20 protein-coding genes are annotated in these 21727 nt (G+C 49.6%); 13 read left to right on the top strand and 7 right to left on the bottom strand.

Features of this window, described 5'->3' with window-relative positions:
* Positions 1-45: 45 nt before the first annotated feature.
* The gene (locus HNV11_RS20540) at positions 46-810 is read right to left on the bottom strand and encodes an IS5 family transposase (protein ID WP_171738357.1); all 765 of its coding nucleotides are present in this window, start codon (positions 808-810) and stop codon (positions 46-48) included.
* A gap of 159 nt (positions 811-969) precedes the next feature.
* On the opposite strand from HNV11_RS20540, the gene HNV11_RS20535 reads away from it, so the two are divergent.
* Positions 970-2292 (top strand): hypothetical protein, encoded by a 1323-nt coding sequence (locus HNV11_RS20535; protein ID WP_171741446.1) that lies wholly within the window; start codon positions 970-972, stop codon positions 2290-2292.
* Positions 2289-3395 (top strand): DNA adenine methylase, encoded by a 1107-nt coding sequence (locus HNV11_RS20530; RefSeq protein WP_317168022.1) that lies wholly within the window; start codon positions 2289-2291, stop codon positions 3393-3395. The genes HNV11_RS20535 and HNV11_RS20530 overlap by 4 nt, the downstream gene beginning before the upstream one ends.
* 282 nt (positions 3396-3677) lie before the next feature.
* Here HNV11_RS20530 and prfA read toward each other — a convergent pair whose 3' ends face one another.
* Positions 3678-4751, bottom strand: coding sequence for a peptide chain release factor 1 (gene prfA / locus HNV11_RS20525; RefSeq protein WP_171741444.1), 1074 nt, complete (start codon positions 4749-4751; stop codon positions 3678-3680).
* A 182-nt stretch (positions 4752-4933) separates the two neighbouring features.
* Here prfA and HNV11_RS20520 point away from each other — a divergent pair, with 182 nt between their 5' ends.
* Entirely contained in the window at positions 4934-5524 is a 591-nt protein-coding gene (locus HNV11_RS20520; protein WP_240163602.1) for a hypothetical protein, read from the top strand.
* On the opposite strand, the gene mnmH is transcribed toward HNV11_RS20520, so the two are convergent.
* On the bottom strand, positions 5525-6580 hold the full coding sequence (gene mnmH / locus HNV11_RS20515) for a tRNA 2-selenouridine(34) synthase MnmH (protein WP_171741443.1): 1056 nt from the start codon (positions 6578-6580) through the stop codon (positions 5525-5527). It lies immediately after the preceding gene.
* 95 nt (positions 6581-6675) lie between these two features.
* Complete coding sequence (locus HNV11_RS20510) at positions 6676-7392, bottom strand: pyridoxine 5'-phosphate synthase (RefSeq protein ID WP_171741442.1); 717 nt, start codon at positions 7390-7392, stop codon at positions 6676-6678.
* A gap of 119 nt (positions 7393-7511) precedes the next feature.
* Between HNV11_RS20510 and HNV11_RS20505 the strand changes: the two genes are divergently transcribed.
* The 4 genes from HNV11_RS20505 to HNV11_RS20490 all read left to right on the top strand — a co-directional run bounded on the left by HNV11_RS20505 (position 7512) and on the right by HNV11_RS20490 (position 11201).
* Positions 7512-7961, top strand: a complete 450-nt coding sequence (locus tag HNV11_RS20505) for a GatB/YqeY domain-containing protein (protein ID WP_171741441.1) — start codon at positions 7512-7514, stop codon at positions 7959-7961.
* Positions 7962-8059: 98 nt separating this feature from the next.
* Positions 8060-8566 carry a CvpA family protein gene (locus HNV11_RS20500; RefSeq protein ID WP_171742261.1) on the top strand — a complete coding sequence of 169 codons (507 nt, stop codon included), beginning with the start codon at positions 8060-8062 and terminating at the stop codon, positions 8564-8566.
* Positions 8567-8568: 2 nt separating this feature from the next.
* Complete coding sequence (rlmN, locus tag HNV11_RS20495; RefSeq protein WP_171741440.1) at positions 8569-9651, top strand: 23S rRNA (adenine(2503)-C(2))-methyltransferase RlmN; 1083 nt, start codon at positions 8569-8571, stop codon at positions 9649-9651.
* A gap of 128 nt (positions 9652-9779) precedes the next feature.
* Positions 9780-11201, top strand: a complete 1422-nt coding sequence (locus tag HNV11_RS20490) for an inorganic phosphate transporter (RefSeq protein WP_171741439.1) — start codon at positions 9780-9782, stop codon at positions 11199-11201.
* Positions 11202-11262: 61 nt separating this feature from the next.
* Here HNV11_RS20490 and HNV11_RS20485 read toward each other — a convergent pair whose 3' ends face one another.
* Together HNV11_RS20485 and HNV11_RS20480 are read right to left on the bottom strand one after the other, a co-directional pair.
* Positions 11263-12066, bottom strand: coding sequence for a lysophospholipid acyltransferase family protein (locus HNV11_RS20485; protein WP_171741438.1), 804 nt, complete (start codon positions 12064-12066; stop codon positions 11263-11265).
* Between the two features lie 146 nt (positions 12067-12212).
* Positions 12213-13001 (bottom strand): DUF3050 domain-containing protein, encoded by a 789-nt coding sequence (locus tag HNV11_RS20480; protein WP_171741437.1) that lies wholly within the window; start codon positions 12999-13001, stop codon positions 12213-12215.
* Positions 13002-13136: 135 nt separating this feature from the next.
* Between HNV11_RS20480 and HNV11_RS20475 the strand changes: the two genes are divergently transcribed.
* Positions 13137-13826 (top strand): porin family protein, encoded by a 690-nt coding sequence (locus tag HNV11_RS20475; RefSeq protein ID WP_171741436.1) that lies wholly within the window; start codon positions 13137-13139, stop codon positions 13824-13826.
* Positions 13827-14113: 287 nt separating this feature from the next.
* The gene (locus HNV11_RS20470; RefSeq protein ID WP_171741435.1) at positions 14114-15145 is read left to right on the top strand and encodes a fatty acid desaturase; all 1032 of its coding nucleotides are present in this window, start codon (positions 14114-14116) and stop codon (positions 15143-15145) included.
* Between the two features lie 77 nt (positions 15146-15222).
* Here HNV11_RS20470 and HNV11_RS20465 read toward each other — a convergent pair whose 3' ends face one another.
* Positions 15223-17331, bottom strand: a complete 2109-nt coding sequence (locus HNV11_RS20465; protein ID WP_171741434.1) for a protein-disulfide reductase DsbD family protein — start codon at positions 17329-17331, stop codon at positions 15223-15225.
* A gap of 232 nt (positions 17332-17563) precedes the next feature.
* On the opposite strand from HNV11_RS20465, the gene HNV11_RS20460 reads away from it, so the two are divergent.
* The 4 genes from HNV11_RS20460 (at position 17564) to treF (ending at position 21705) form a co-directional block, all read left to right on the top strand.
* On the top strand, positions 17564-18853 hold the full coding sequence (locus tag HNV11_RS20460) for a serine hydroxymethyltransferase (RefSeq protein WP_171741433.1): 1290 nt from the start codon (positions 17564-17566) through the stop codon (positions 18851-18853).
* Positions 18854-18955: 102 nt separating this feature from the next.
* Positions 18956-19813 (top strand): twin-arginine translocase subunit TatC, encoded by an 858-nt coding sequence (gene tatC, locus HNV11_RS20455; RefSeq protein ID WP_171741432.1) that lies wholly within the window; start codon positions 18956-18958, stop codon positions 19811-19813.
* 72 nt (positions 19814-19885) lie between these two features.
* Complete coding sequence (locus HNV11_RS20450) at positions 19886-20095, top strand: hypothetical protein (protein ID WP_171741431.1); 210 nt, start codon at positions 19886-19888, stop codon at positions 20093-20095.
* A 68-nt stretch (positions 20096-20163) separates the two neighbouring features.
* Complete coding sequence (treF, locus tag HNV11_RS20445; RefSeq protein WP_171741430.1) at positions 20164-21705, top strand: alpha,alpha-trehalase TreF; 1542 nt, start codon at positions 20164-20166, stop codon at positions 21703-21705.
* Positions 21706-21727: the final 22 nt, after the last annotated feature.

The raw sequence follows: 21727 nt of genomic DNA, 5'->3' as shown, positions 1-21727 counted from the left end.
GAAGTAGTGGCTATAAGAATGTGTTTGGGAATTATCTTTTGCCATTCAAATGATCCGTTGCAATATAATCTGAATGTTGGCTAAGTACAGCCAGCAAACCGAAGATGATATCGTGTATTCATAATCTTTGACAATCCTTCGAAAGTGATTCGTCCAAGCAATGGTCCGTTCCACTACCCACCGTTTGGCTACGGGTACAAAGCCCAGAGTTGATTCAGGACGAGACGCTTTTTCAAAATCAAGGCTCCATCTAGCCAACTCTTGAGCGAAGACGCCATTATAAGATTGATCACCGTAGACTTTCTCCAAACGCTCTCCAACTAGCCATAGTAAGTCACTGACCATCGATACGGCTGAAGGGCCATCCGCTTGATTAGCAGAATGGACATCTGCTAGCCATAGACGCCCTTGGGTGTCAACGATGAGTTGCCTTTTTCGGCCATTCACTCGTTTATTCGCGTCGAGACCTCGGTTCTCCCAAATCATCGGAGCCAACTTAACACTTTGTGAATCAATACATACTGCAGATGGATATGCTTCTTTACCGACCCGCTTACGGTCAAGTTGATTTAAGGCCAGATTGATTCGACCAAAAGTACCATCCTGTTTCCAACGTCTAAAATAGTAATAGACGGTTTGCCAATTAGGCCACTCGGTAGGCAGATTGCGCCATTGGCATCCTGTGCGTAGCAGCCACAAAATACTGTTAACAATCTGTCGCAAATCATGAGTCCGCTGACGATCAAGTGGTAAAAAAGGAGAAATTGCATCCCACTGGGCGTCGGTCAGTGGCTTCCACTGTTTGGTCATTGCTTTGCATCTTGGTCGATACAAAAATGACTCGACGCTCAGCCTTTAACAATTCCCAAACAGCTTCTAAAGAGCTTAGAACGCAACTCCTGAATGTTTTGCACAGTTCTACTAACACAGAAGTATCGTCAACTGCACAAAAGATTACTAATTATCTATATGCCGACAAGTAGAGCACCTTTTAGACCATCCGACGCTGTAAAGGATTCTTCAAATAAAATTATTGTAAAGGCTTTAAAGAGATTGAAAAAATTTCAGTTTTCTAAACATAGATTATTAGGGCCAAAAAATTATTACAAAAACGACGCTACAACAAAAATAGATAAGGGTTTACTAAGTGAAAAGGTTCATTTAAGTGAATACATAGCTGCATCTACATTCACTCACTGCTTTGATGGTTGGAATTTTTTAACCAGAGGAGTAGAATCGTTATTGAACGGCGACATACCTAGCTGTATTCATTTTGTTTATTATGCTGAATTGAGAGCAGTAATGTCTTTAATGGCATGCGAGGGAATAGGTATATTCAACAAGAGCCATATATATTTTGATAGTCGAGAAATACCCAACTCTCTTAATAACAGTACTCACATGGTTGCTAAGGAATTAATTGATGAATGGGCAAAATTAGCTGCAAAAAAAAGGTCAATATTTCAATACATAAAGATAAATGCTACAAATTTACAAACACTTGTAGACTCTACTGGGACAAGTTCAAGCTCTGCATATGTATCATCAATAGTTAATGATTGGTTTGTTAACTGGAGCTTAGATCTTAAGCTTAAAGAAGATCAAAAATTACGTAATGAAATGAGCTACAGGCCTCACTTTGACTATAAGCAACCGAATAACAACGAAGTCATAAACAGCATTTTTGAAATATGGTCCGGGCTTGAACCTACGTCTTCAATTAGATTTTTAGAATTAGATAAGCATTTAGTGAGAATAGCTTTTGAAAAACTTTTTGTAATGACAACTGGGAAAAAATCAAATTCTCCTAGCTACAAAAAATTTGTACAAAGGACTATAGATAACATAGGCGAAGCTGGTAATAATAGTTTACTAGATTTTATGATTAGGAAAACGGATTCACAAGATCATTTTATAATAAAGCAAGCGAAGAAAGCTCGTAAAAACAATGACATTATTATCGCTGATCCAATTCCTATGATATGTAGAGCTATATTACTATTAAGGATGTCATCTGGAAGCGTTAATAATACATTTGATCAATGTTATGTTTCTAGCGACGACTTAAGGTTCTGGTGGGAGAATTTAGCTTTTGGCTTTGGTATAACAAATTCTACAAATTCGGGGTTAGAGACACAGGATCTTTTTAGCGATGTTAGGGACTCTATAGACAGTTTAAAAGATAATATGATTGACCCTAGTTGTATAAAAGATAATTTTTTCAATTTTTCAAATGATATAAATACAATCAAGCAATTTCAGCGCACTTGCTTTTGGGGGATAGGTATATGAAGTACATGGGGTCTAAAACAACTATGTTAAAAAATGGCTTGGGGGCTTTATTATTAAGTCAAGCTGAAACTGCTAACAGAGTTTTTGATCCCTTCTGCGGATCCGCTGCCGTTACATGGTTCATTGCTCAAAAAACCTCTAAAACAGTATTCGCGGGCGATTTGCAAAAATATTCTGTTGACTTAGCAAATTCTGTTTTGTTGAGAACAGCACCTCTAAGCCAAGTGCAGCACAGAAAAATAACTTTGTGTATAAGTGAAGCGAAGAAAAATTATTTTTATTTGTATAATAAAACTCATTTAACACAATCCGTTGAGTGCGTAGATTACAATATTAAATTAAGTATTAATAGTCCTTTTAATATCACTAGAGCTTACGGAGGATATTATCTTAGTTATAACCAAGCAATCATGATTGATATGTTACTTAATAATCTACCAGATGATGAAGATCTAAAATCAATAATGTTGTCTGCCATAATAGAAGCAACTTCGCAATGTGTTGCCGCACCTGGTCACACTGCTCAACCATTTAAACCCAGAAATAAAGGGTTAAAAGCTATAATGGAGGCTTGGAGAAGAGATCCAATAATTTATACAGAAAGGGCTATTAATAAATTATCTCTTATTCACGCAAAGCAGGTTGGAGAAGCCTCGATAACAGACGCAAATCATTTGTTAAAAAATTTAGAAGAGAATGATCTTGTTTTTTTAGATCCACCTTATTCTGGTGTTCATTATAGTAGATTTTATCATGTTTTGGAGTCAGTGGCTAGAAATGAGCCAATTGAGGTTAGCGGTACAGGTAGGTACCCATCTCCATCTCATAGGCCTAAATCGGATTTCAGTTTAAGAAGTAAATCTAGTGATGCAATTGAAAATATTTTTGCGACAATATCTGAGCGAAAAGCAAAAGCAATTATAACATATCCTGCGGAAGGTACTAGTAATGGATTAAGTGGTCTTGGTATAAAGGAAATTGCGAGAAAGTATTTTAACGTTAAGAAAGAGTTAGTGAAAGGACGGTTTAGCACTTTAGGCGGGAATAATTTAAATAGACCTGCTCGTTTATTATCTACTGAGCTTATTTTGCTTTTGGAGTGATTGCAGTTTGTAATTATGTACTTCTTCTGTGTATTGTTATGTGTTCTCTGTTTATCTGGGTTCAATTTTGTAAGTTTAGTTGTATTTAAAAGGTTCAATATCACGATATTTGTAGAGGGTGATTGAAAGTTATCGCATCTGCTTTGTCTTTCCTGTCTCAACTGGGGGTATGATCTTGAAATTTCCCCTTAACGTAATCCTCCTTATATAACGAGTTTCAGAAAGCCGAAGCGGGATTCCATTTGAATGGAATCCCGCTTCGGCTTTCTGAGAAATGTTTTTTTACGCTGCCGCGCCTTCTTTCAGGCGCTCGGCGTTTTCGGCGATGCGCAGCTGTTCGATGAACTCGCCGATGTCGCCATCCATAACCGCTGAGAGATTATGAACTGTCATACCAATGCGATGGTCGGTTACGCGGCTTTGCGGGTAGTTATAGGTCCGGATTTTATCAGAGCGGTCGCCACTGCCGACCATCGTCTTCCGTTGGGAGGCAATGGCTTCGTTGTGTTTCTGGAGTTCGATTTCGTAGAGCCGGGAACGTAACACCGTCAAGGCTTTGTCAAAGTTTTTCAACTGCGAGCGCTCGTCCTGACACTGCACCACCAGGCCGGTAGGAATGTGGGTCAAACGCACGGCTGAATAGGTCGTGTTAACGGACTGTCCACCGGCTCCCGACGAACAGAACGTATCTTTGCGAATGTCGTTCATGTTCAGTTCGACGTCTACCTCTTCGGCTTCGGGCAGAACGGCTACGCTGGCAGCCGACGTATGAATCCGGCCCTGCGTTTCGGTAGCCGGTACGCGCTGCACCCGGTGAACGCCCGATTCAAACTTCAGCTTGCCGTATACGTCTTCGCCTTCAACCTCTACGATGATTTCCTTATAGCCGCCCGATGTGCCTTCGGTATAGTCAACGAGCGACATCCGCCAGCCCATTTTTTCGCAGAAACGCTGGTACATCCGGAACAGATCACCTGCAAAAATGGCAGCCTCGTCGCCACCGGTACCGCCCCGGATTTCGAGAATAACGTTCTTGCTGTCGTTGGGATCTTTCGGAATCAACATCTCTTTGAGCGTTTCTTCCATCTGCTCCCGGCGCGGCAGCAGCTCATCCAGTTCGGCTTTAGCCAGCTCCCGAAAATCTTCGTCTTTTTCGGTAGCAATGATCTGCCGGGCATTGTCGATCTCTTCGAGTAACTGGGTGTATGCCCGGTATTCAGTGACGATTTTTTCTAAATCTTTGTATTCTTTACTCAGCTTCATAAACCGTTTCTGATCCGAGACGGCCTCGGGCTGAACGATTTGCTGAGCTACCTCGTCGAAGCGTTCGCGAATGGCTTCTAACTGATCAAGCATATTGAGTTCTGTATTGCGCGGCAGCTTTTGCCACCGAAGATGATATCTGAATTAAGCGGGTACGAACAGACCGACTCCTTTACAAAGGTACAAAATTCCGACGGATACCCGTTTCGCATCCGAGCTGCAACCGTTACGTGATCCGAAACGTTATGCGGTCAATGTACCCTCATTAAGCCTTTATGATGACTCACGTCAAACTCTTCGCCATTGGTTTTGTTCTCAGCCTTTTTCTTAGTGCCTGTAACCCCGAACGGGTGCAGTACACCGGGCAACTGAAGCAGGAGATGGCTGACAAGAAACTTAAACGGATAACCAATGCCGATCTCGTTGAAACCATTGATAAGATGGGGGCGAAAGTCAGTGCGGCTGTGCTGAAAGAGTTAACGACGCAGCTCCAGAAAACGAACGATCCGGCTGAACAAGCTAAACTCTGCCAGCTGCAGGGGTTGCCCCGAACAACGGCAATCGCACAACGATACGCCGTGGACATTCGTCTGCTGGGCGCGGCCGACGTGCAGAACAAAACGCTTAACGCAAAAGAGCGCGAGGTACTGGATGCGTATTTATACAACGCCGAGCAGAAACTCCCCCAAATTTCTAATATCCAGAAAATAAGCGATACGTTGTTTATCTATAATGCAGCCGTCCCGGTCGATAATCTGATTTGTGCCATTTGCTTTGGCGGACAGAAAACACCCCTGGCCGTCTGGCGGCTGGCGTTCGTGAAACGTGAGGTGATCCGTCGGATGAGCGCTACGAAGAAGAAATAATCAGACGCGGGTCTCAGTAGCCTTCTGAGCAAAGGTGTCGGCCCAGGTAATCAACTGCTGCGCTGTTTGCACTGGATTGTTGTCTGCGAGTTCCAGCCTGTGAACACTGGCCGGATCCCGCTGCGAAAGACCATGCAGATAGGCTTTATCGTAATAGTCGAGGGTTAGATCGGCGACGGTAGCGTAATCATGCCGGTTGAGTGCATCGAGTGCGTCTTTGGTGACTTTGCCGCCAAGCCGTTTCTGAATCCGTTGCGTGGCTTCTACCAGCAAACCGTGGTCAATGCCGGTATAATCAGCCACTAAGCGCTGAATTCGAACGGTCTTCGATACGTCAATAAAGGCTACGGGTGCCGCTCGCATCTGTTGCCAGAGGGGCATCGGAATAAAGCACGAGCCTACATTACGGCTTTCGTCTTCGAGCCAGATACGTTTTTGGGTGTTTAGCTTTCGCCATTCACCAAAAATTACATTTTCAAACTGTTCGCTGGTCGGTTGGGGGCGTTGACCAATGGCTCCGTATGTTGAGCCTTTGTGGTGCGCCAATCCTTCCAGGTCAATGATTTGCTCGCCCTGGCGAGCCAGTTCTTTAAGAATATCGGTTTTGCCGCTGCCTGTTTTGCCGCCCAGAATAATCAGGGTACGGGGTTCGGCAAAGGCCGATAGCACGGCATTCCGGTAGGCTTTGTAACCGCCAATGAGTGTCGAAGCGGTTAGCCCGGCGGTATCCAGCAGCCACGCAAACGAACCGCTGCGCATGCCGCCCCGCCAACAATGAACCAGCACTTCTTTCTGCTGCGGATTGAGCTTTTTCGACTGTTTTACGAAACCCGCCAGTTTCGGACCAACCAGATCAAGGCCCAGCAGCACCGCCGAATCTTTACCCGCATTTTTATATTTCGTGCCAACCCTCGCCCGTTCCTCGTTATCGAACAGAGGAATACTGACCGCGCCGGGAATATGAGCATGATCGTACTCAGCCGGTGAGCGCACGTCAATAACGGGCAGCCCCTGGGCTTTTTCTAAAAAGTCTTCGACCGATAATTGCTGAACCATTGATCTGATCAAATTGCCTGTTGCGGAAGTCGCTTTACTACAATGACGCCCGGATAGTTAAGCCGTCTTTTTCGTTAATCCGTTCAATTGGAAGACTACGGCTGCAGACAGCGCAGGTACATCTGAATAGTGTTCTCCAGACCAAAATAGAGCGCGTCGCTAATGAGGGCGTGCCCGATGGACACTTCTTTCAGACCCGGCACCTGCTCATTAAAGAATCGAAGGTTATCCAGACTTAAATCATGGCCCGCGTTCAGTTCCAGGCCCAATTCGAGCGCCCGCTGAGCTGCCCGCCGGAAGGGGGCAACGGCTGCTTCGCGATCGGTAAAGTAATGAGATGCATAGGGTTCCGTATACAGTTCAATGCGGTCGGTACCAACGGCTTTGGCGCCTTCAATCATGCGTTCGTCAGCATCTACAAAAATTGATACCCGGATATCATCGGCTCTGAACGTATCGACCAGGTTCCGCAGGTGATCGGCATGACGGAGCGTGTCCCAGCCCGCGTTGGACGTAATAGCCTCCGGCGCATCAGGAACCAGCGTTACCTGCGCGGGCTTGACCCGTTTGACCAGTTCGATAAAACGCTGGTCGGGATTCCCTTCTATGTTAAATTCCGTCGTAACGACTTCGTGCAGGTCCAGAACGTCCTGGTAGCGAATATGCCGCTCGTCGGGTCGGGGATGTACCGTAATGCCCTGCGCCCCGAAGCGTTCGCAGTCGAGTGCAACCTTGACAAGATTCGGGGTATTGCCTCCCCGTGCATTGCGTAGGGTAGCTATTTTATTGATGTTGACACTTAAGCGGGTCACGGCAAAGAATGATGAATGATGAACGATGAATGACTGTTAGCTTCTTAACTTTGTCGGCAGATGGTTGGTTCGGAACACAGACGTTCTCCTTAATCGCTCACCATTCATCATTCGAAACGATGGCACTAAAACAACAGATTGACGCCGATATTAAGCAGGCCATGCTGGCCAAAGATCAGGACAAACTCCGCGCGCTGCGGGCTGTGAAATCCATGATTCTGCTCGAAGAAACCAAAGAAGGCGCTGCGGGTGAGCTGAAACCCGAAGACGAAACCCGGATTCTGACCAAAGCCGTGAAGCAGCGCCGGGATTCGGCCGAAATTTACCGGGCACAGAACCGGGCCGACCTGCTGGCGACCGAAGAAGCCGAGATTGCGGTCATTGAGCAGTATCTTCCTAAACAACTGTCGGAAGCTGAGCTAAAAGAAAAGCTCAGGGAGATTATGGCCCGCGTAGGTGCGTCGGTACCGTCGGATATGGGTAAGGTTATGGGCGTGGCCACTAAGGAACTTGCCGGGCAGGCCGATGGGAAAGCCATTTCGGCCATGGTCAAAACGCTTCTTCAATAAAAGTGAACGAGTGAATTCGTGAGCCAGCTTTTGCCCGTCCAAGGATTCACTCGTTCACTCATTCAAGCTTTCACTCTTTGAATACCCTCGATCTGCTGATGCTGATTCCCCTGGCGTGGGGCGCCTTTAACGGGTACCGCAAAGGGCTCCTGGTGGAGATCATTGCGGTCATTGCGTTTGTGGTGGCTATGATCGTTGGGTTCAAGTTTCTGGCGTTCGGCATCGAGCTGCTCAGTCCCTACATCAGTCGGGAGCTGGCCCGGAAAATTCTGCCCTGGCTGGGTTTCTCCGTAATTTTCTTTCCGACGGTGTTCATGATCAACCAGATAGGGTTTGCGCTTCGGCGGTCGCTCAAGTACACTGTCCTGGGTACGTTCGACAGCGTAGCGGGGGCTGCCGTTGGGCTTTTCACGTGGGTGTTTGGAATTAGTGTGATCCTTTGGTTGTTCAGTTATATGGGCGTCCAAATGCCCCATCGCCACACCCAGGGCGCGCTTCTGTACCCTTATATTCTGCCCGTAGCGCCGAAGGTAATGGACAAAGCCGCGGTCTGGGTTCCGAAAGGGTTCGAAGCCGGCAAAAAGTGGCGGGCAAGCATTGACTGAGCATGATTACAACAGCAACACCTCTCAAAAAGGATATACGTAAACTGACGGCCGCACAGTTGAAAGACTGGCTCGTCGAACACGGCGAACAGGGCTTTCGGGCGAAGCAGATTCACGAATGGCTCTGGAAAAAGTCGGCTTTATCGTTTGAGCAGATGACCAACCTCTCACTGCCGACGCGCGAGTTGCTGAAAACACATTTTGAGATCCGGCCGCTCACCGTCGATCAGCAGCAGCGCAGCAACGACGGTACAATTAAGTCGTCGTTCCGGTTGTTTGATGGCAATCTGGTCGAGGGCGTGCTGATTCCGGCTCTGCGCAATGATGACCGTGGCGACGGACCGTCCGACCGGATGACGGCCTGCGTGTCTAGTCAGGTAGGTTGCTCACTGACGTGTAAGTTCTGCGCGACGGGCTACATGGACCGGAAGCGGAACCTGGATGCGGCCGAAATCTATGATCAGGTGGTTGCTATTGACCGGCAGGCCAGAGAGAATTACGACGCACCGCTTTCCAATATCGTTTATATGGGTATGGGCGAACCGCTGCTGAACTACAAGAACGTGCTGGAGTCGGTCGACCGCATTACGTCGCCCGATGGACTGGGCATGTCACCCAAACGTATTACGGTTTCGACGGCGGGCATTGCCAAGATGATTAAGCAACTGGGCGATGATCAGGTGAAGTTTAACCTGGCGCTCTCGTTGCACGCGGCCAACGATCAGAAGCGCGACCAGATCATGCCGATTAACGAGAGCAATACGCTGCAGGCCCTCGGCGATGCGCTGATGTACTTTTATAAGAAAACCGGTACGCGCGTAACGTTCGAGTATATTCTGTTTTATAATTTCAACGATACCTTACAGGACGCTCAGGAACTCTGGAAGTTTACCAAGCGGGTTCCGGCGAAGGTCAATATTATTGAATATAATCCTATTGCCGAGGCCAATTTCAAAAATACCGATCCTCAGACCCTGGATAAGTTCGCCGGATTTCTGGAAAGCAAAGGGGTTACGGTAAACGTCCGCCGGAGCCGGGGTAAAGATATTGACGCTGCCTGCGGCCAACTGGCCGGAAAGAAATAGGTGATTCTGAGGTGGGTAGTAAACGGCTTAACAATTTGGTAATATCGCTCTTGTACGATTACCGTACTTTTGTACAAATTATAGGCTCACGCATTTAAATCTGGCCTGCTCACCGAAGATCATTTCCCATGTTTGGATTAGAAACGGATGTTTTTATCCTCCTCTTTATCAGTCTCTTTGCTGCCTGCGCTTTTGAGTTTGTCAACGGTTTTCATGACACTGCCAACGCCGTTGCCACAGTTATCTATACCAATTCATTAAAACCGACCGTTGCTGTTGTCTGGTCGGGTATCTGCAACTTTGCGGGCGTGCTGCTTGGTGGCATTGGTGTGGCAATGGGTATTGTTAACCTGTTGCCGGTTGAGTTGCTGGTTGACCAGAACGTTTACCATAGCGTAGCCATGGTACTGGCGCTGCTGCTGAGCGCCATCATCTGGAACCTGGGTACATGGTATTTTGGCTTACCCAGTTCAAGCTCGCATACGTTGATTGGCTCAATTCTGGGCGTTGGTCTGGCTTTTTCGACATTGCCCGAAAACACGCAGGGAGCAGCCGTCAACTGGGAAAAAGCCATTGAAACTGGCTATGCGCTGTTGCTGTCGCCCCTGTTGGGTTTCAGTTTGGTGATTGTCATCATGTTCACCATTCGTCGGTCTGTCCCTGAAACAACGAAAGCTCAGCTTTTCAAAGAACCCAAGAAAAACGCCCCCCCGCCGTCCTGGATTCGTGGGATTCTGATTGCCACCTGTTCGTTGGTAAGCTTTTTTCATGGCAGCAACGATGGGCAGAAAGGCGTGGGCCTGATTATGCTGATTCTGATCGGTATCGTTCCGTTTCAGTTTGCCATTAAGCCTGATCTGGATCCGCGGCTGATGGCGCCGAATATTACGGCCATTGAGCAGACAATTGCTGCTCTGGATTCCAATCAGCTGGCTCCCGTCAACCGCGCGCGACTGGCCCGTACCCGCACCGAACTCGCCGAGTTGAAAACGCTGGCGACTACGTCGCAATCCGATAATAACGTTCTGAAAACAAACCGGCTGGACGTTCGGAAGGATTTGCTGCTCATTAACAGCAATATGAATAAAATTGCGCAGGATGAGGGCGCCAATCTAAGCACCAATCAACTGGCCACGCTGAAAAGCAGCCTGAGCGAAGAGACAGGGCTACGTCGATTTACGGATTATGCCCCCTTCTGGGTGATTCTGATGATCGCTCTTTCGCTGGGACTTGGCACCATGATCGGCTGGCGTCGGATTGTGGTTACGGTAGGGGAGAAAATAGGTAAGCAGCACCTTACGTATGCGCAGGGCGCTTCGGCCGAGCTAACTGCTGCTACCATGATTGGCGTGGCCTCGTGGCTGAAGCTACCCGTTAGTACAACCCACGTTCTGTCGTCGGGTATTGCCGGTAGTATGGTGGCCAACAAAGGGATTAAAAACCTGCAGGCGGGTACCGTCCGCAACATTGCGCTGGCCTGGGTGCTGACGCTGCCTGTGTCAATGCTGCTGTCCTTTACGCTGTATATCTTTTTTCGCTGGCTTCTCTAAAACGAAACGCCATCCGGTGATACTGGTCGGGGCTGCAGCATAAAGCTGTGGCCCCGGTTTTTTATTTGACCCATTCCGGAGCGTCCTGTTCGATGGCGTGACGAACTTTGGCAACGATATCGTCAACGCTTTCGTCAGGGCCGATCTGGAGCGGTGCTTTAAAGCGAACCGTCAGGAGGGTGTTTCGCTTCTTGAAGCGTAAGCCTTTTTTGTCGAAAGCTCGTCGAAACCCATTGATAACAATCGGAATTACGATCGGATCGTTATTTTTGATAAGATATCCCGTTCCTTTCCGAACGGGCGCGTAAGGGCTGGTAGTACCCTGCGGAAAACTCACAACCCAGCCATGAGCTAGTGCTTTGGCAATCTTATCGTTCGCCGACGCGTCTACTGCGCGCTGCACTTCCCGGCCTTCTGCCCGCCACGACCGCTCAATGGTCAATGCCCCGCCAGCGGCAAAAATCCGGGGCACAATCCCTTTTTTCATGGTTTCGGAAGCGGCTACGTAATACTGCCGGGCGCGGGGTCCAAGTAGATAAACCGGCGGCAGCATTGTGTTCTGGAATCCCCATTTCACGGCGCAGAAGATGTGGAAAAATGCAATGACGTCGGCAAAATAGGTCTGGTGGTTGGATAAGAATAAAACGTTGTTGATCGGCAGATTTTCCAGATGCTCGGTACCTTCAATCTGAATTCGATTCACGACCGTGTAACGCGCATAGGTCAGCCAGCCTACAATAGCGATTAGTATCCGTCTGATCACAAGCGAGTTGCCAAATGGATCCCGCTCGAAAAGGCCGAGTACGTCCAGTGGCATCAGGAACTTGGGCAGGTAGCTAAACTTAGTGGGCTTAATGTATTTCATCAGCGGTTGGGATCGCACGTGACAAGTAAAGTTACAAGACCATTGCAATGTTTTCAATAAATAGTACAACTAGCTCTCTGGTCAAAAAAATGCCCGAGCAGGCGACGGGCACACTCGGGCGGCAGCAACAAAGAAATCAGAAAAATCTAAGCTGCAAACAATTGCTTCCGTGAAATCTGTTCATGAACGCTGTCCCAGAGCGCAATTCTGAAGCGAAGAGCCCTTTCCACGGCAGCTATAGCTTCCTGCCAGCGTTGCGGGTCGTTGCCACAAAGTTCGATCGTCATGGCTTTCGCGAGGTGGGAGTGATGATCACCGTCAACCTCAATATGACGCTCCAGATAATAGGAGAACAAGCTCAGCTGCTCCGGCGCCTGATCCCGCAACTGCTGAACCAGCGCCATAAACATATCTGGAATCAGATCCTCCCGTCCGAACGTAAACACCGCGGCAATTTCGTGAAGCCGCCCCTGTTCAATCAGATCAAAGGTAAAATTTACGAACCGACGACTACCTTCGGGCAGGTCTGAACCCGTCAGGGCGTCGCGCACCGACGTACCAGCGCTTAGTTCACGGACAAAGCCTGTTATCGCCCGCGTATCGGCACGGGCCTGCTTCATGGCCTGCAGATAAAGTTCGAAATGACTGGTTCGATTCCCATCCGGATCAACATCGCTTTCTTCCCCAATAACAATCTCATTAATCAGGTAACGGGTAGCGGCATTGCCCACAGGAATCCAGGGAATCGTCACGCAGGTAAGTTCTCGTTGCAGGACTTTCAGCAAGGACATAAAATCCCAGACTGCCCAGACGTGCGCCTGCATAAAACTATCCAAATCGCCCGGCGTCCGGACGGCAGAATAAAGAGGATGGTTGGTCAGTTGCTGACGTAATGGCTCGATACGGGCTGTAAGCTGATCTAATTGGGCATTCATAGCAGGGTATAAAATAATTTGCCAGTCGGTTAATCTTTTTGACTAACGCATTGTCAAACCGAAGAGTTACGCAAAAACCTGATTGCCTATTGCCGACGATGTACTCAATTGAACATGAATTTTACGTTAACAACTATGAAACGAATTGTGCTTGCTGGTGTCGTCGCTTTGGGTTTAATGGCTGCTCAAACGTCGTTTGCTCAGGTTCAGGTAGGTATCCGGGGCGGGGCAAACTGGGGCTTTGCTTCTAAACCGGAGTTTTTAGGAAGCCTGACGCCAACGTTCCACCCCTCGCCGGGGCCAACCGGAGCCTTATTTTTTGATATTCCTCTCAGCGACCGCGTTTCGTTCCGGCCCGAAGTGGCTTATGTCCAGAAAGGCTTTGTCGTGAAACAAGGGCTTGATCTGAATCTGGGTGGGTTCCAGTTGCCTATCGGGGCACGCATGGCCTATCAGTCGCAGACTCTGGAGATTCCGTTACTGGCTAAAGTGAACTTAAGCGACGGACCCGTTCAGCCGTATTTTATTGCCGGACCAGCCGTGAGTTACGCTCTGGATGGCCGCATCCGGACCCGGGCAACGGCGCTCATCACTACCCAGCCGATTGATGTTGATCTCAACTATGGCGGGATGCTGAATCGGTGGGATGTTGGGGCCGTAGGTGGTCTGGGCCTCTCGATGGATGCCGGAACCGGAAAGTTTTTTGTTGAAGGGCGCTACACGCATGGCTTCAGCCGGCAGGTGCAGGTTCCCGTTGTCAATGTCAACGTGCGTAACCGGGGCGTTGCCCTTTCACTTGGGTATTCATTCCCAATAGGCTATTAAACGGAGTGGGTGCAGCAAGGGAAGTTAGTAGTTCGTATCGACCCACCATTCGCGTGCACTATTGATTTCACCTGCTGCACTCACCCCGTTTAAAAATACCATTTAGTGAATTGAAGTTGAATCAACCTGAATCAGCAAAAGCGGGGCCAATTGGCTCCGCTTTTCTTTTGAGATGAGAAAACGGTTAAAATTAGAGAGTGGTTGTCTCTGGATAAGAAGTTACACCTAAAAATTCAGTAGTTTTACCTTTCGTTTATTCTCCGATTTTACTACCGGCGACATCAACTATGGCAAATTTGACTGATTTTGTTCGCTCAACCGCTTCTGAGCCGCACCGGATTCGTACCCGGCAGATCCTGAAATCGCATCCTGAAATCAAAAAGCTGATCGGCCAGAAGAATCCGACCACCTTCTGGATCATTCTGGGCTGCGTTTCGCTGATGACGGGCCTTGCCTATCTTGTTCGCGATCAGTCCTGGTGGCTGGTTGTAGCGGCTGCGTGGTTCATTGGCGCATTTCCGGCCCACACGCTGTTTGTCTGCATTCACGAAGCCGCCCACAATCTGATTTTTCGCAAACCAGCCGCCAATGCCTGGGCCGCTATTTTTGCCAATCTCCCGACCGTGCTGCCGACCGCTCTGTCATTCAAAAATTTCCATATCAAGCACCACGCGTTTCAGGGAGTGCATGAACTGGACGCAGATTTACCCGATTGGTACGAGGCCAAACTCATCAATAATTACTCGCTTGGCAAAGCCCTCTGGCTGCTATTCTTCCCGATCTTCCAGGGCATCCGCACTATCCGGATGCGCGAACTGGCCGTGATTGACCGCTGGGTCGCGCTGAATATGGTGGTGCAGCTCGTATTCGACATCCTGATCGTTACGCTGTTTGGCTGGAAAGCGCTGGCCTTTATGCTGCTGTGTCTGTTTTTCTCGGTTGGCCTGCATCCGCTGGGCGCGCGCTGGATTCAGGAACACTATCTGACGCTTGATCCCGAGCAGGAGACGTACAGCTATTACGGTCAGCTAAACGGCCCGAACCTGAACGTAGGCTTCCACAACGAACACCATGATTTTCCGTCCATCCCCTGGAATAAACTGCCAGAGATCAAGCAGTCTGCGCCAGAGTATTACGATACGTTGAAATATCATACGTCGTATGTCCGGCTGTTTTTCCGGTTCCTGTTCGATCAGGAAATCTCGCTTTTCTCGCGGATTGTCCGGAAAGAACGGGGTCGAGTAAGCCTGGCCGACCAGTCGAAGCCGGATATGGAGCTGGTACAGTCGCAGGCAATTCCGGCCAAAGCTGCGGTTTAGTCCTTCTTCTTTTTCATAAGAAACGCCCCGCTGAACGTATTCGGCGGGGCGTTTCTTATAGCGTTACGTGAAAACGTCTAAAACTTTGCCTTACCCGAATCCAGGAAAGCAACGAAATTTTCGACGCTGCGATCGTAGTTTTTCGGGGCTACCAGAAGTTTACCGGTCTCATCAACCAGGCAGTAATGCGGCTGGGCATTGTTGTTATACTTCGTAATCTGTAAATCGGCGTTCTGCGCGCCAATGGTTTTCTTCACCTTGTTGTCATACGATGAGGTGTACCAGTCTGCTTCCGGCAGTTCGGTTTTGTCATCGACGTAAAGCGCTACAACTACGTAATCGTTCTGAAGACGCGATAACACGGCTGGATCACGCCAGACGCGGGCTTCCATCTCGCGGCAGTTAACGCAGCCATGCCCGGTAAAATCGATAAACACCGGCTTGTTGACCTTTTTTGAGTAGATCAGAGCCTGTTTATAGTCGAAAAAGCCCTGCAGACCGTGCGGAAGCTCAAACAGATTGCTGTATTTGGGCGTCTCACCGAGGGGATTCGCAGCGGCTGCGTTCAGGGCGGCCGTTCGATTCTGCAGGTTGAAATCCTGCGACGTTTCGGGGGGCAGATAGCCGGACAGGGCTTTTAACGGAGCGCCCCACAAACCCGGAATCAGGTACACCACAAACGAGAACGTAAGAATAGCCAGCAGTAAACGCGGTACGCTGACGGTCTTGGTTTCGCTATCGTGCGGCAGGCGAATTTTGCCCAGAAAATAAAAGCCAATCAACGCAAAAATGACGATCCAGATTGACAGGAAAACTTCACGGTCGAGCAGGCCCCAGTGATAGACCTGATCGGCAATGCTCAGAAACTTCAGCGCCAGCGCCAGTTCCAGAAAGCCCAGCACGACCTTAACCGAATTGAGCCAGCCCCCCGATTTAGGCATACTCTTGAGCCACTGCGGGAAAGCCGCGAAGAGCGTAAAGGGCACCGCAAACGCTGATGAAAAAGCGGTCATACCAATAATCGGCTTCACCACTTCGCCCCCGGCCGAGGCTACCAGCAAACTGCCGACGATTGGTCCGGTGCAGGAAAACGAGACCAGTACGAGCGTAAAGGCCATGAAGAACACGCCTGCCAGACCGCCCCGTTCTGCCCGTGCATCGGCTTTGTTGACCAGTGAAGAAGGCAGCACAATCTCGAACAGACCCAGAAACGACAGGCCAAAAACAAAGAAAATAGCAAAAAACAGGACATTGGGCAGCCAGTGGGTACTGACAAAGTTGGCAAAGGCCGGGCCATTGATGCGCGACACGACGGTCCCCACCAGCACATAAATACCGATAATGGACGCCCCAAACAGCAAAGCTTTCCAGCGCCCTCCCGGCTGATTGGTGAAGAAACTAACCGTCATCGGGATAATTGGGAAAACGCAGGGCGTAAGCAGAGCCAGCAAACCCGATAGAAAAGCCGCCAGAATAAATCCGGTCATGGATTGGTCAGCGGTTTCGGTAGTTGTCAGGGCAGTGGCATCCAAGGTTTCGCTGGGTGTTTTCACTGCTTCCGTTACGGTCGGGTTGGCGGCCCCCTGCGTAGCCGTTAACGTGGAAGGCTGGGTTTCAGCAGCAACAGCGGTTTCAGCGGTTGGTTTTGTGGCAGAAGCCGCTGCAGGAGCGGAGGCTACGGCCGTGGTTGCCGATGTGGGCAGAGCGGCCGTAGCGGCTGCGTTGATTTCTACCGAAAATTCTGCTTCGGCGGGGGGCAGACAAACGCCGTCTTTATCCGAGCAGACCTGGTATTCGGCCGTTCCGGTAAAGGTGGCATTCGGTTTGGTTAACTTTATTTTCTGAACAAAAACAGCCTGATTCTTGAATTGACGCACTTTCGCGCCCCATACTTCTTCAAACACTTCTTCAACGCCCACGGGGGTAGCCGTGCCCACCAGCGTGTACGCATCCGAAGGCGTAAACTTAAGCGTTGTGGGGACGGGGCCAATGTTGGGATCAAGGTCGTTGGAATACATGTGCCAGCCATCGGCAATGCGTGCCTGAACGCGAACGCTGATCACATCGCCTACTTTGGCGGGCTGTTTGGGAGCACTAATCGACCAGGAGGTCGGGTCTTTACGAATCTGGGCGAACGTCAGGAGTGGCAGTAAAAGCCAGACAACGAGCGCAGGAATGAATTTCATACCGCTTTGGGTAATTGATGATTTATTGAGCAACAGAAATTCAGCAAAAATATTTCCATTCGGTGCTCAATCCAACCGACATTAACGCAGCGATGAACCCGACAATCGTATTTATTCTATCCTTTTCCGCCGTACCTTTGTCGTATAAATAATTGGTTGTTTGCCTGTTTGCCAGATTGGCTTCAAGGAACAAAACAGGCGAACGGGTAACTAACCGAACAGAACTACGCGCATGACGACTGCAACGACCACCCGCGATACGCAGGTATTTGACCTGATTGCCAAGGAACAGCACCGGCAGGAATCCGGTATCGAACTGATCGCTTCCGAAAACTTCGTGTCGCCCCAGGTGATGGAAGCCGCCGGGAGCGTCTTAACCAATAAATACGCGGAGGGACTTCCGGGCAAACGGTACTATGGCGGCTGTGAGGTGGTAGACCAGATTGAACAGATTGCCATTGACCGGGCTAAGGAACTCTTCGGCGCTACCTGGGTGAACGTACAGCCGCACTCTGGGGCGCAGGCTAACACGGCGGTATTCCTGGCCTGTCTGCAACCCGGCGACACGATACTGGGTTTTGACCTGTCGCATGGCGGTCACCTGACCCATGGTTCGCCGGTCAATATTTCGGGTAAATATTTCCGCCCGACGTTCTACGGCGTAGAACGTGAAACTGGCGTAATTAATTACGACGTAGTGGAAGAAACGGCTAAACGTGAACGTCCCAAAATGCTGATCTGTGGTGCTTCGGCCTATAGCCGCGACTGGGATTACGTCCGTCTGCGGGCCATTGCCGATGAAGTAGGGGCGCTACTGCTGGCCGACGTGTCGCACCCGGCGGGCCTGATTGCCAAAGGTCTGCTGAACGATCCGCTGGCTTACGCGCATATCGTCACCACAACGACTCACAAAACGCTGCGGGGCACGCGGGGAGGCATGATTATGATGCGGGACGATTTTCAAAATCCGTTCGGCATCAAAACGCCAAAGGGCGAAACCCGCATGATGTCGTCGCTGCTCGATTCAGGTGTGTTTCCCGGTACGCAGGGCGGCCCGCTGGAGCACATCATCGCGGCTAAAGCCGTAGCGTTTGGTGAGGCTCTGACCGACGATTTTTATGACTATGCCGTTCAGGTGAAGGCCAACGCGCAGGCAATGGCCAGCGCGTTCCTGAGCCGGGGCTACCAGATCATCTCGGGTGGCACCGACAACCACCTGATGCTGATTGATCTGCGCTCGAAAGGCCTGACGGGTAAATTAGCTGAGAACACACTTATTAAAGCAGATATCACCATTAACAAGAACATGGTGCCGTTCGACGATAAGTCGCCGATGGTTACGTCGGGGATGCGGGTCGGAACGGCGGCCATGACTACACGCGGGCTGAAGGAATCGGACATGGAGCAAATTGTCGTATATATTGACCGCGTGCTGATGCATCATGACGATGAAACGGCTCTGGCAACCGTTAAAGAAGAAATTAATGAGTGGATGAAAGCGTTTCCACTTTATAAAAGTTAAGTAATCCAAAGGGTGAAAGAGTGGATGAGCGAATGAGCGAAATCAGAAACGCCAGCAGCTATTAACTCACTCTTTCGCTCATTCACTCTTTCGCTCAATAGAATGCCATTAGATCAACTGACCGACGAGGAAATCGAATCCGACGGCAAAGAGATGTCCTTTCTGGACCATCTGGAAGAACTCCGCTGGCACATCATTCGTGCGGTGGGGTCCATCTTCGTCTTTGCGCTGATCGCGTTCATCTTTATTGAAGATATTTTCCGGATAGTTATTATGGGGCCTAAAAGCCCGAATTTCTGGACGTATCGAATGATGTGTAAACTGTCGGATATGACGGGTTACGCGGACTTGTGCGTTAAGAAACTGAATTTCGAACTGCAGGCTCTTGGTGTATCGGATCAGTTTACGATGGCCCTGACCTCGTCGCTGATCATTGGTCTGTGTTTCGCGTTTCCTTATGCGTTCTGGGAACTGTGGCGGTTTATAAAACCTGGATTACGCCAGACGGAGAAGCAGGCGGCTCGTGGCGCTGTGTTTTACGTGTCGATGCTGTTTCTGATGGGCCTGTTGTTTGGTTATTATATTGTTTCGCCCCTGGCCATCAACTTCCTGGCAAACTACCAGATTACGCCTGAGATTAAAAATCAGTTCGATATTACGTCGTATATCGGGATTCTGGTGACGCTGTCGCTGGGTTGCGCCCTGATGTTCCAGATGCCAATTGTGGCATTTGTGCTCTCGAAAGTGGGCGTGCTGACGCCTACGTTCATGCGGTCGTATCGCAAACACGCCTGGATTGTGATTCTGGTTCTGGCTGGTATCATTACGCCTTCGCCCGATATTTATAGCCAGGTGCTGGTTGCCCTGCCGCTGGCGGGATTGTATGAGGTCAGTATTCTGGTGTCGCGCTCGATTGAGCGGGCAAGGATGAAAGAGCAGCGGGAACTGATGCAGTCATAGTTGTTGAACAGAATAAACACCGGACGTTAGACACTAGCTACTGTTTAACGTCCGGTTTATTATTAATAAACTATGGAATACGATTTCAGACGATACCATATCCGTTCCATCAACGCGGCCAACGATGCCGAACGGGCAGCCATCAATCAGGAGCTGAAAGATTTATACGCTTCCTTATCCGAAGCCGATAAAGCCGAGTTTAACCAGCAGCTGCAAACGTTTCTGGCCAAAGAAATGGGTCGAATCAAATCCGATTACGAGTCAGTGAAAGGCGGTTTATAACCAGGATTCGTTAAATCCTGAATGACAAAAGGCAAGCCTGGGTGTTACGTTATAAAAGCACGTTCACCTTGGCAAACCTTACCCGTCCCCAATCGCCTGATCAGCTTTTTGGCGAATTGTATCGCGCTGTCCAGCTAGGGCAGGTTTTTACGGACTCTAAAACATTCGTGGACTGCGTTCCCAAGATGGTGCCGGCCCATCTCATCGCGCTGTACGAATCTGAAAAACAAAAGCCTGGTTTTGACCTGAGCGCGTTTGTGCACGAACACTTTGTGCTACCACCCAAGCCAGGCAGCGATTACGTCAGCGATACGTCCATCCCTACGGCCGAGCACATTAACCGTCTGTGGGACTGGCTCGCGCGTTCGGCTGATCCGCAGGTGGAAGGTAGTTCCCGCATACCTTTACCGCACCCATACATAGTGCCGGGCGGGCGGTTCCGCGAAATCTTTTACTGGGATACTTACTACACCATGCTGGGTCTGCAGGAAGCTGGCCGAATGGATTTGATCCGCAGCATGCTCGATAATTTCGCTTACCTGATCGATCTGTTCGGTTACGTACCAAACGGCAACCGAACGTATTTCCTGAGCCGCTCGCAACCGCCTTACTTCGCACTGATGGTTCAGTTGCTGGCTGAAACAGACGGCCCGGATGTATTGTCAAACTACCTGCCACAGTTGCAGCGGGAGTACGACTTCTGGATGCAGGGACGTAACGCTCTGACCGACGATCGCCCCATAGTACGTCGCGTAGTTCAGGTGCCTGATCAGGGAATCTTAAACCGCCATTGGGACGACACGCCGACGATCCGGCCCGAGGCTTATCGCGTCGAAGCGGAGCTGGCCGACGAAGCTCAGAAGCTGGGCATTGATCTCGAAGCGCTTCACACCCACGTTCGGGCTGCCTGTGAATCGGGCTGGGATTTTAGCAGTCGCTGGTTTTCGGATGGAAAAACAATGACCTCTATTCATGCCGCCGATATAGTGCCGGTCGATCTGAACTGCGCGCTTTATTTTCTGGAGATAACCCTGCGGGATGCTTACCGGCAGACCAGCCTGATAATTGACGCAGAAAAAATGGAGCAGGCAGCCGCAGCCCGCAAAGAACAGATTCAAACGTTTTTCTGGAATGAACATACCCGATTCTTTCATGATTACGACGCCGTGGCTGGTCGGTTAACACCGGCGATTACGCTGGCGGGCGTCGCTCCCCTGTTCTTTAAACTGGCCAGCCCGGAGCAGGCCAGCCACATACACAACCGGCTGAAGACTGATTTTCTAAAGGAAGGCGGCTGGGTAACAACGCTGGTTAATACGGGTCAGCAGTGGGACTGGCCCAACGGCTGGGCACCGTTGCAATGGATTGTGTATAAGGGGCTTTTGAACTATGGCTTTACGGAAACCGCCCGCGAAGGCCGCGACCGTTGGCTGGCACTCAACGACAAAGTCTTTAAAGCAAGCGGTAAGATGATGGAAAAATATAACGTTGTTGACGCAGCCCTGACTACGGGTGGTGGCAAGTACCCGAATCAGGACGGTTTTGGCTGGACCAATGGCGTTTATTTACGGATGGTTAACGACAGTGAGAATGGACTGGAACGAGTCTGAGATTTCCTGATTGAAGTTACCG

It is taken from the genome of Spirosoma taeanense, assembly GCF_013127955.1.
Classification (GTDB): Bacteria; Bacteroidota; Bacteroidia; order Cytophagales; family Spirosomataceae; genus Spirosoma; species Spirosoma taeanense.
This window is presented reverse-complemented; position numbering and strand designations above follow the sequence as displayed.